This is a genomic window from Actinomadura sp. GC306 (assembly GCF_004348665.1).
Classification (GTDB): Bacteria; Actinomycetota; Actinomycetes; order Streptosporangiales; family Streptosporangiaceae; genus Spirillospora.
The window spans coordinates 1-9,432 of sequence record NZ_SMKM01000264.1; the positions used below are offsets into that span (position 1 = coordinate 1).

Here is a 9,432-nt window from a genome sequence, read left to right on the forward strand (position 1 = left end):
ACCTCTTCTACCGGGGCTCCACGTCCCGTTTCCGGCCGGTCCCGTCTGTCCGCGAGTCTTCCCGAACATGCTCGATCATGTCCGAGAAGTAGCCACTGTCCGGATCATTCTTGCTGGCAAAACCTCACTATTCAAGTAATAGGCGCGAAAGCGGGCGCTGTGATCGCGTCCAGGGCCCGGAGACCCAATCTTTGGCCGGCTGTGTCCCATCTACGAGCACGGTTGCATCTTCGTCCGGAGCGCCGACCGGGTACGGGTCACCGGGATCATCACCGCGTCGGATCTCACCGGCCATCTTCGGGAGGACGCGTAGTTTGGAAACGCCGAGCTCGGCGAGGGAGGCGCGCCAGCCGCGTTCGACGTCGCGGAAGTAGCCGGACGCGTCGGTCCTTGGGCCCACTGTCCGGCGGCCTCGATCAGAATCTCCGCGCGCTGCTCGGGGTACCTCGCGGCGTGGCGTTCGCAGTGCTGTGCTCGTTGCCTGAGGTCTGTTACCGGGCCGCTGTACCGTCAAAGGCCAGGTCGGTGAGGATGTCCTTACCGACCCGGCCGTCCGGGCCTACTGCCCGGCCCGTGCGGGGCTCAGGGTATCCCGTGAGGACGAGCCCACGAAATGACCGTCAGGTCATGTGCACCGCCCAGGCCGTGCTCGCGGTAAGCACCACGAACACGGTGGAGACGGTCACTGTAGTCAGGGCGCGCTTGACCATTTATAACCCTTCGTCCTGCTTACTCCAGAACGCTTCTGGAGCGCGAGATACAGGGTAGTGGTGGGTCGCTGCGCTGCGTGGGAAAAATGCTATGTTCGCGAGCGGTAGACAAGATTTTTCAGATTGTAGGGTTTCGTCGGATTTCCTGTGAATCTCTGCTATGTGCCCGCGGAGTCGTCGGCGTCTCGGAGGCGCGCGTTGAGCTCCACAGCCTCGGGGAGACCGCTGGACTGGAAGATCGCCAGGGCGCGGCGCCAGCACTTCCAGGCCGCGTCTCTGCCCTGCACGTGCAGTAACGCCGTGCCGAGGCCGTCGAGGGCCTTGCCCAACTCGTACGGGACACCGATGCGATCGGCGAGGTCGCATGCCCGCCGTAGCTGGTCCACGGCCGCCGGGTAGCGACCGGACGCGGCGAGGGTCTCGCCCAGATGGCGCAGGGCGAGTGTTTCCTCATAGCGTTCGTTAATGGCGCGAGCAATGTTCAAGGCGCGTCGATGGTGAATGATCGCCTCGCCATATCGACCCATGCTCTGAAAGGTCGCTCCAATGCCGATCAGCGTCTCGATCTGGTTTCGCCGATCGCCGATTTCCATGGCGATCGCCAGCGCTTTCCGGTAATTTTCCAGGGCGGTGTCGTGGCCGCCGGTGTGCCGGTGCACATTGCCCGTGTTGATGAGCATGATCGCCTGGTGCTGCCGCCCCAGTCCGGCGGCGGCCTTCGCTGTCCGCTCGTAGTAGTCCACCGCCGAGTCGACGTCGCCCATGCGCAGGAGCAGGTCGCCCATGTTGTTGAGGGCCATGGTCCGGCCCCGTGGATCATCGATATCGGTGAACACCGACAATGCGCGGAGTCGCAGTGCCTCGGCCTCCCGGTAACGGCCCATGAACTCCAGGAAGATCGCCGCGTGATCGAGATTTCGTGCCTCGCCGCGCCGGTCGCCGATGGAGCGATTGAGATCTTGTGCCTCCTCGCACCGGGACAGGGCCTCCCGGAAATTTGATCGATGCCAGTGAATGAGGCTGATATGCGCCAGGATTTCGGCCTCGCCGTGCCGTTCACCGATCGACCGGTAGATCGTCAGGGCTTCTTCGGCGTCTTCGAGTCCGGTGCCGTACTCGCCGCCGCGGAAACGAACGAGACTGCGGTCCGCCAGCGCGTGCGCGAGCCGGAGACCGTCGTCCGTATCGCGGAGGACGCCGATCGCCCTGGAGTGGAGGCGCTCGGCGGTGTCCCAGTCCCCGCGCGCCTCCAGATGCCCGGCGAGCGCCTGGGCAAGCCCGGTGACGTGCTCGGGGAAGTCCGCCCGGTGCGCCTCGGCGGCGGCGCTGAGCAGGCACTCGTGCTCGACGGCGAACCAGGCGGCCGCCTCCGCCATCGGTGGCAGCTCGGGCGGCGGGTGCGTGAGCTGCGCGGCGCCCGGCCGGCGGCGCGGGTTCAGCAGGCGGTCCGCCCGGTCCGCGGCGGCAAGGTAGAAGTCCAGGACGCGGTGGACGGTCCGGCGCCGCGCGGCCTCCCCGTCCACCTGGAAGGCGAGCCGGCGGGCGTACTCCTGTACGAGGTCGTGGAAGCGGTACCTCCCACCGGCCGGCTCGGTGATCAGGTGCCGGTCGAGGAGCTCCTCCAGCATCCGCTCCGCCTCCCGGACCGGCCGGCCGAGCGCCGCCGCCGCGGCGTGCGCGGTCAGGTCGGGACCGGGATGCAGGCCGAACGCCCGGAACGCGTCCCGCAGCGGCTGGGGCAGGCCCCGGTACGATACCCCGAACACCGTGGTGATCTCGCGTTCCCCGTCCCGTAGCTCGTCCAGCAGGCGGTCGTCGGCGGTGAGCCGGGCGAGCAGGTCGCCGACGTCCCAGGCGCGGCGGTGCCGCAGCCGTGACGCGGCCATCCCCACGGCGAGCGGCAGACATCCGCAGCGCTCCACGACCGCGGCGACGTCCTGCCCGGCCCGCGCCCGCCCGGCCCCGGCGATCCCCGTGAACAGGGCCGCGGCGTCCCGGACCGGCAGCACTTCCAGCGACAGCGGCCAGGATTCGTGCAGGCCGGCCAGCCGCCGCCGGCTCGTCACGATCACCAGGCAGCCGGCGGACGCGGGCAGCAGCGGCCTGACCTGGTCGTGCCCGGCGACGTCGTCCAGCACGATGATCGCCCGGCTGCCCGCCAGCCGCGACCGCCACAGCGCGGCGCGCTCGTCCAGTGCCCGCGGCACCCGGGTCGCCGGGACGCCGATCATGCGGAGCAGCGTGTCGAGCGCGTCCGCCGGGTCGATCGGCTCCTGCCGCGGGTCGTGCGCACGCAGCTTGAGGAAGATGTGGGCGTCGGGGTAGTCCCCGGCCAGCCGGTGCGCGAAGCGTACGGCGAGCGCCGTCTTGCCGACCCCGGGCATCCCGTCGATGGCGAGGACGGTCATCGCGGACCCCGTTGGTGCGCCACCGTCCGGGACCGCCGCCATGAGCTGGCGCAGCTCCGCCTCCCGGCCGGTGAACCGCGGGACGTCGTGCGGCAGGAAGCGAGGAGGCCGCGCCGCGCCCAGCAGGGTGCCGGGAACGCGCAGCAGGGCCGGATCGCCGCGCAGGATTCGCCGCTGGAGGTCGCGCAACACCGGGCTCGGTTCGGTGCCCGACGTCGTCACGAACAGGTCGTGGGTGCGCCGGTAGGTCTCCAGGGCCTCGGCCTGCCGCCCGGAGCGGTAGAGCGCCAGCATGAGGCCCTGCACCGGGCGCTCGTCGTCCGGATGCCGCGCGGCGAGGTCCGCCAGCTCGTGCACCAGGTCGGCATGGCCGCCGCGCTGCAGCTCCAGGTCGATGCGCTCGAAGGTGACCGTGAGCAGTTCCTCCCGCAGGGTGTGGCGGGTCCGCTCGACCCAGTCGCCGCCGAGGTCGGCGAGCGGCTCCGCGCGCCACAGCGCGGCCGCCCTCCGGTAGTGGTCGAGGGCGTACTCCTCGTCGCCGCTCTCGGCGATCGCGCGTGCCTGGTCGCGCAGCAGCCGGAAGTGATGCAGGTCGACCGCCTCGTCGGCGACGTCGATCCGGTAGGAGCCCTGCCGGGACGGCACCGTCACGCCCGGCACCCCTTCGAGACGCTGTCGCAACCGTGTCATGTAGACCTGCAGGCCCTGCCGGGGCTTGGCCGGCGGGGCGTCCCAGACGCAGCGGATCAGGGTCTCGGCGGGCACCGGATGCCCCCGGTTGAGGAGCAGCACGGTCAGCACGCAGCGTTCTTTGGGCGGTCCGAGATCGCGCCGCCGGCCGTTGACCCAGAGCTCGACGGGGCCTAAGACGCGGAACTCCACCGGTTCCCCTTTGTGGGAATATCCTCCTGTGCCGATTTTGGCACCGCTTGTACCGAATGGCCAGGGTTTAGTTGTTATGCACATGTCTCTACCGGTGCCCCACTACTTACCGGGTCAGGACGGCTGCAAGTTCCCGTCAAGTTCCGCGGCGGACACTCGAACCCGGAGAGCAGGTCATTTACGACCTGCGAACGGAGGAACGGATGTTCACATCCGAGGTCAAAGGGGGTTCGTTGACGGCAATGACCGGCTTTGAATGGCGTCGGGCCCTGACCGGGTTCGACCCCGGCTGGTGGGGACGGCTGGGGGACCGGCGCACCGTGCTGGTTGCGGTGGGCTCGCCCGCGCCGGGGCAACCCGCACTGGACGTCGCGCGGCTCGCGGGAACCGACCCGCGGCTGCGCGTGCTCTTCACGGCGGCTCCCGGGCCGTCCTCGGCGGCCGTGGAGGTGATGCTCAGGGACGCGGGCGCCGCACCGCTGCGCTGGCCCGACCTCGCGGAAGCCGACATCGGCCTGGTCGTCACCGCGCACCGCATCCCGGGGCGCCCATCGGGCGCCCCGCTCATCGCCCTGCCGGGCACGATCCCCGCGGCGGTCGCGCACCGGCCCGCGCCGGTGGTGTTCACCTACGCCCACCGCCGGGACCGCCCCCCGGACGCCCGGCACGGCGGTGCGGTGGTGGTCGGCGACTCCGACCACGACCGGCTGGTGGCGAGCCTGCCGCTGCGCGACTTCTACCGGCGCGCCCTGGGCGTCGTCGGGCGCGGGCTGGTGGTGGTGGCCCTGCCCGCGGCCGGCGGCACCGGCCCGTGCACCCGCTGCCGGTCGCAGGACGTGGTGCGTCGCCTGCTCGCCGAACTGCCGCCCGATCTCTATCAGGTCCTCGGCGTTCCCGAGCCGGGCGGCGACCGCTGCCCGGTGACCGCCGCCCGGCCGCGGAACGGACTGGAGCTCATGCCGCCGGAGGCGGACTGGCGCGCCGCCCTCATCGCCGCCGACTGGATTCTCGGGCCCCCGGGCCCGGTCACGAGGTACGGGACGCTCACCGGGGCGCCGGTGCTCATCACCGGGCCGCCGCCCGGGGACGCGCTGCGCCTCTTCAGCGTCCGGCTCGCGGCGCACCGGCCCGTCCGCCCGCAGCTGGCCGAGGCGGCGGCGCGGTGGCGGCCGGAGCGGGTCCGGCCGGTCGCGGACCGGATCACGTCCGAGCCGGGCCGGTTCGACCGCAACATGCGCAGCCTGATGTACGGGCTGCTGCGGTTGCCGCAGCCCGCCACGATCCCCGTACCGGACCCGGTCTCGCCGCCGTTCCGCATCGGCGTCCCGGCCGGGGAGGCGCTCGGTCCCGTCTTGCAGGGAGGCTGAGATGGACTCTCCTGCGGACGCATGGGTGCCGGGCCCGTTCGGCCTGGACGCCCTCAAGGGCTCGACGGTACGGGCACGGCGGACGGTCCTCGCCGTCGCGCACCACGTGACGGCGGCGACCAGGCTCGCCGACGTCATGCCGTTGCTGGAGACCGACCTGCGGGTCGCGGTCGCGTACACCGCGTCGCCGGCCTCGGCGACCACTGGCGGCCTGCACGCGCACCTGCGGGACCTCGGCGGACTGGTGCTGCCGTGGCGGCAGGCGCGCAGTACCAGGTGGGACCTCGTCGTGGCGGCGGGGCACGGCATGCTGGAGAAGCTGCACGGGCCGGTCATGACCGTGCCGCACGGCATCGGGCCGAGCAAGCTCCTCCCCCGCTACGCCGGCTCCGGGCCGGCCGCCGCGCGCCCGGTCAGCGGCCTGATCAGGGAGCGGATCGTCGTTGGCGGGCGGGTCGTGCCGTCGTCGATCGTCCTGGCGCACGACCGCCACCTGGAGATGCTCGAACGGGAGTGCCCCGAGGCGCGCCCTGTGGCGTTCACCGGCGGCGACCCGTGCCTGGACCGGCTGGTGGCGAGCCTGCCGTACCGGTACGCGTACCGCCGCGAACTCGGGGCGGGGCCCGGCAGGCGGCTCGTGTTCGTCAGCTCCACCTGGAACGAGGACTCGCTGCTCGGCCGCTATCCCGACCTGCTGCTGCGGGTCGCGGCCGGACTGCCGCGCGACCGGTACCAGGTGGTCGCCGCGCTGCACCCGAACGTGTGGGCGTTCCACGGCAGGCGTCAAGTCCTCGCCTGGAACGCGGAGTGCCGTCGGCTCGGCGTCCGGCTGTTCCCTCCGGAAGAGGGGTGGCGGGCGGGCCTGGTGGCCGCCGACGTCCTGCTGGGAGACCACGGGTCGGTCACCTGCTACGGCGCCGCGATCGGGGTGCCGGTGCTGCTCGGCACCTTCCCCGAGGACGCCGTGGCGCCCGGCACCCATGTCGCCGGGCTCGGCGCGTTCGCGCCGCGCGCCGATTGGGACCGGCCGCTGGCCCCGCAACTGGAGGAGGCGGTGCACGCCTTCACCGGACGGGTCCATGCCGCGATGCGGGACGCCGTCAGCTCCCGGCCGGGCGAGGCGGCCCGCCTCATCCGCGGGGAGATGTACCGGCTGCTGCGGCTGCCCGACCGGGACCGGCCGCCGGTCGTCGAGCCGGTCCCGCTCCCGCCCGCCGGACTCGCGTGGGCGGCGTGATGGCCGGGCTGGTGCGGGTGTGGGACGACCTGCCGGGGCCGGTGCGGGTGCTCATCGGCGGGCGGGCGCTGACACTGCGGCGCCCGCTCGGGGACGGCCTGGTCCCGCCGCCGTGCGACGAGCATCTCGTGGCCGGCCCCGACGAGCCGTCCCGGGCCTGGCGGGCGTGCGCGGACGTGATCGTCGGCCGTGCCGGGGACCCGGCCCGGCTACTGGCGGCCCACCCGGGGTGCCTCGTCGCGGTGGCCGTCACCGAGACGGGCTGCCGGGTGGCGGCCGGCGGTCTGGAGGCGCGGCTCGATCCGGTCCTCGGCGGCGAGTGCGCGGCCGGCGACGCGGCCCTGTACGCGTCCGCCCTCCATGCCTGGCTGGTGACAGGCGGGCGGCCGGGGGCGCTTACCCGGCTCACCCTCGTCCGCGGGAACACGGTCACGGCGGTCAAGATGACCGGGCTCCGGGATCGCCGGGCGGCGCGTCCGGAAGGGCGGCGAGCCGTGCCGTGACCTCCGCCGCCTGCGGCGAACCCAGTTCGGTGTAGATGGCGAGCGCCCGTTCCAGCAGCGGGCGCTCGCCGGGTTCGCCGCGGTGCTGCGCGACCCGGGCCAGCTCGCGCAGCGTGTCGGCCTCCACATGCGGTGCGTCCATCTCCCGCGCGACATCGCGTGCCTCGTGGAGGGCGGCGGTGGCCCCGTCCGGACGTCCGGCCCGGAGCCGGGCCTGGCCGAGGCAGGTGAGGGTCCGCGCCCGGTGGTAGGGCTCGTCCGGCAGCGTGAACGCCTCCAGCGCGCCGGCAAGGGCCGCTTCGGCCTCGGCGTGGCGGCCGGACAGGCTGAGCGCCTCGCCTATGCGCCGGTCCATCAGCGCGATTCCGCGCGGACGCCCGAGGCCGGCGTGGACGTCCCGCGCCAGGGTGAACAGCTCGGTTGCGCGGGACGGGTCGCCGGTGGCGAGCGCCACGACGCCGAGTCCTTCGAGCGCCGACGCCTCGCCGAGCCGGTGGCCGGCCCGCCGCTCCAGGTGCAGGGCGGTCTCGTAGTGGACGGCCGCCGTGCCGTAGTCCTGGAGGTTGTGCCGGATGATCCCGAGCCCCTCCAGCATCCGCGCCTGGGCCCTGAGGTCGCCGGTGGCCTCGGCGGCGGCGAGCCCCAGCTCGTACATCCGCATCCACGCCCGGTAGTGCCTGCGCTGCAGGAAGAGCGGCCACATCGCCTCGGCGAGCTGCCAGGTGACGGCGTGCCGGCCGTTCGCGTGCGCCTGCCGGGCGACCGCTTCAAGGTTCGGCCGTTCGCGTTCGAGCCAGTCGAGCGCCGCCGGGCGGGACGGGAAGAGGTCGCCCGGCGGTGGCGCGTACCGTTCGCCGAGATGCCAGCGCCCCGGCATCAGGGTGAGGTCGGCGGCGACGGCGGTCGTCAGGTACCGGTCGGCGAGCCGCGCGAACGCGGCCTCGCGGCCGGTCGCCGGGGCGAGGGACGCGTCCCGCGCGTGCAGGCGGACCAGGTCGTGGAAGCCGTACCGGTCGCCGGGGACTTCGAGGAGCAGGCTGGCGTCCACCAGGCCGTCCAGGAGTTCCGCGGCGCGGTCCTCGTCCGTCCCGATGAGGGCCGCCGCCGCGGCGACGGAGAGGTCGGGCCCCGGGTGGACGCCGAGCAGGCGGTACGCCGCCGCGTGCTCCTCGTCGAGCGCCAGATAGGACGTGTTGAAGACCGCGCTGACCGAGATGTCGCCTTCGCCGGTGCGCAGCGCGGCGAGCCGCCGGGCCTCGTCGCCGAGCTCGGCCACCGCGCGGGCGATCGGCCAGCGCCGCCGCGCCGCCAGCCGGGCGCCGGACGCGCAGACGGCCAGCGGCAGGGCGCCGCAGAGCTCGACCAGCGACCGGGCGTGGTCGCGCTCGGCTCCGAGCCGGTCCGGGCCGATCAGGTGCTCCAGCAGTTCCAGCGCCCCCGGTTCGCCGAGCGGGCCGACGTCCAGGAAGCGCGCGCCGTCCATCACGAGGCCGGTCAGCCGGTGCCGCGAGGTGACCACGACCAGCGACGCTCCGGCGCCGGGCAGCAGCGGGCGGACCTGCGCCGCCGAGACGGCGTTGTCGAGCATGACGACCAGGCGGCGCCCCGTGGTCATGGACCGGAACAGCGCCGCCTGCTCGTCGGTGTCGGTGGGAATGCGCTCCGGCGCCGCGCCGAGGGCGCGCAGGAACCGTTCCAGCGGCTCGTCGGGCGGGAGCGGCCCGGTTCCGGAGAAGCCGCGCAGGTCGATGAACAGCTGGCCTTCGTAGCGGTCCTTGATCTCGTGCAGCCAGCGCAGCGCCAGCGTGGTCTTGCCGATGCCGCCGGGCCCGGTGAGGACGACGAGCCCCGGCGGTTCCGCGAGCGCCGCCAGCCGCCGCAGCTCGGTGCGCCGGTCGACGAACAGCCCGGGTGGCGGGAGCTGCGCGGGCGAGGGGAGGGGCGCCGCGCCGGGCGCGGTGATGTGCACTCCGCCGGCGATGGACCCTGCCTGGACGCTGGAACCCGCTATCCGTCCGGTCAGCTCGTTGGTCCACCGGCCCCGCTCGTCGGGAGACTGCACGTGCTATCCATCCCATTGGTTCGGTGGCGGGTAGATCGCCCCGCTTTTTCGTTAATGTACCTGGACATCCTATTTTAGAGAAAGGGCATGCGTTATTTCCCATTTGAGGCATGTTGTAATCGGTGCCGGAATGGCGATTTCCGTACCGGTCCCTGGCGGACGGGACCGGGCGCAGGGCAACGCCGCCGCGATGGGCGGCGCTGCCGGGAAGGGGCGGGCGGGGAGCGTTCAGCCGTGGCGCGCACGGCGCTGCGCGCGGAGGC

General features: G+C 73.0%; 5 protein-coding genes. 3 read left to right on the top strand and 2 right to left on the bottom strand.

Annotation, left to right across the window (positions count from 1 at the left end; all coding sequences use genetic code 11):
* Positions 1-868 precede the first annotated feature (868 nt).
* Positions 869-4,000, bottom strand: a complete 3,132-nt coding sequence (locus tag E1200_RS27235; protein WP_165950478.1) for a tetratricopeptide repeat protein — start codon at positions 3,998-4,000, stop codon at positions 869-871.
* A gap of 242 nt (positions 4,001-4,242) precedes the next feature.
* Between E1200_RS27235 and E1200_RS27240 the strand changes: the two genes are divergently transcribed.
* The 3 genes from E1200_RS27240 to E1200_RS27250 are packed head-to-tail and all read left to right on the top strand — an operon-like array spanning position 4,243 to position 7,107.
* The gene (locus E1200_RS27240) at positions 4,243-5,367 is read left to right on the top strand and encodes a hypothetical protein (protein ID WP_131954935.1); all 1,125 of its coding nucleotides are present in this window, start codon (positions 4,243-4,245) and stop codon (positions 5,365-5,367) included.
* 1 nt (position 5,368) lies between these two features.
* Positions 5,369-6,604: a hypothetical protein gene (locus E1200_RS27245; RefSeq protein WP_131954936.1), complete on the top strand. Its 1,236-nt coding sequence runs from the start codon at positions 5,369-5,371 to the stop codon at positions 6,602-6,604.
* Positions 6,592-7,107, top strand: coding sequence for a hypothetical protein (locus E1200_RS27250; RefSeq protein WP_131954937.1), 516 nt, complete (start codon positions 6,592-6,594; stop codon positions 7,105-7,107). Before E1200_RS27245 ends, E1200_RS27250 begins: the two co-directional genes overlap by 13 nt.
* Here the strand turns inward: E1200_RS27250 and E1200_RS27255 are convergent.
* Positions 7,043-9,169, bottom strand: coding sequence for a tetratricopeptide repeat protein (locus E1200_RS27255; RefSeq protein ID WP_131954938.1), 2,127 nt, complete (start codon positions 9,167-9,169; stop codon positions 7,043-7,045). The two genes, E1200_RS27250 and E1200_RS27255, sit on opposite strands and share 65 nt — an antisense overlap.
* Between the last annotated feature and the right edge of the window lie 263 nt (positions 9,170-9,432).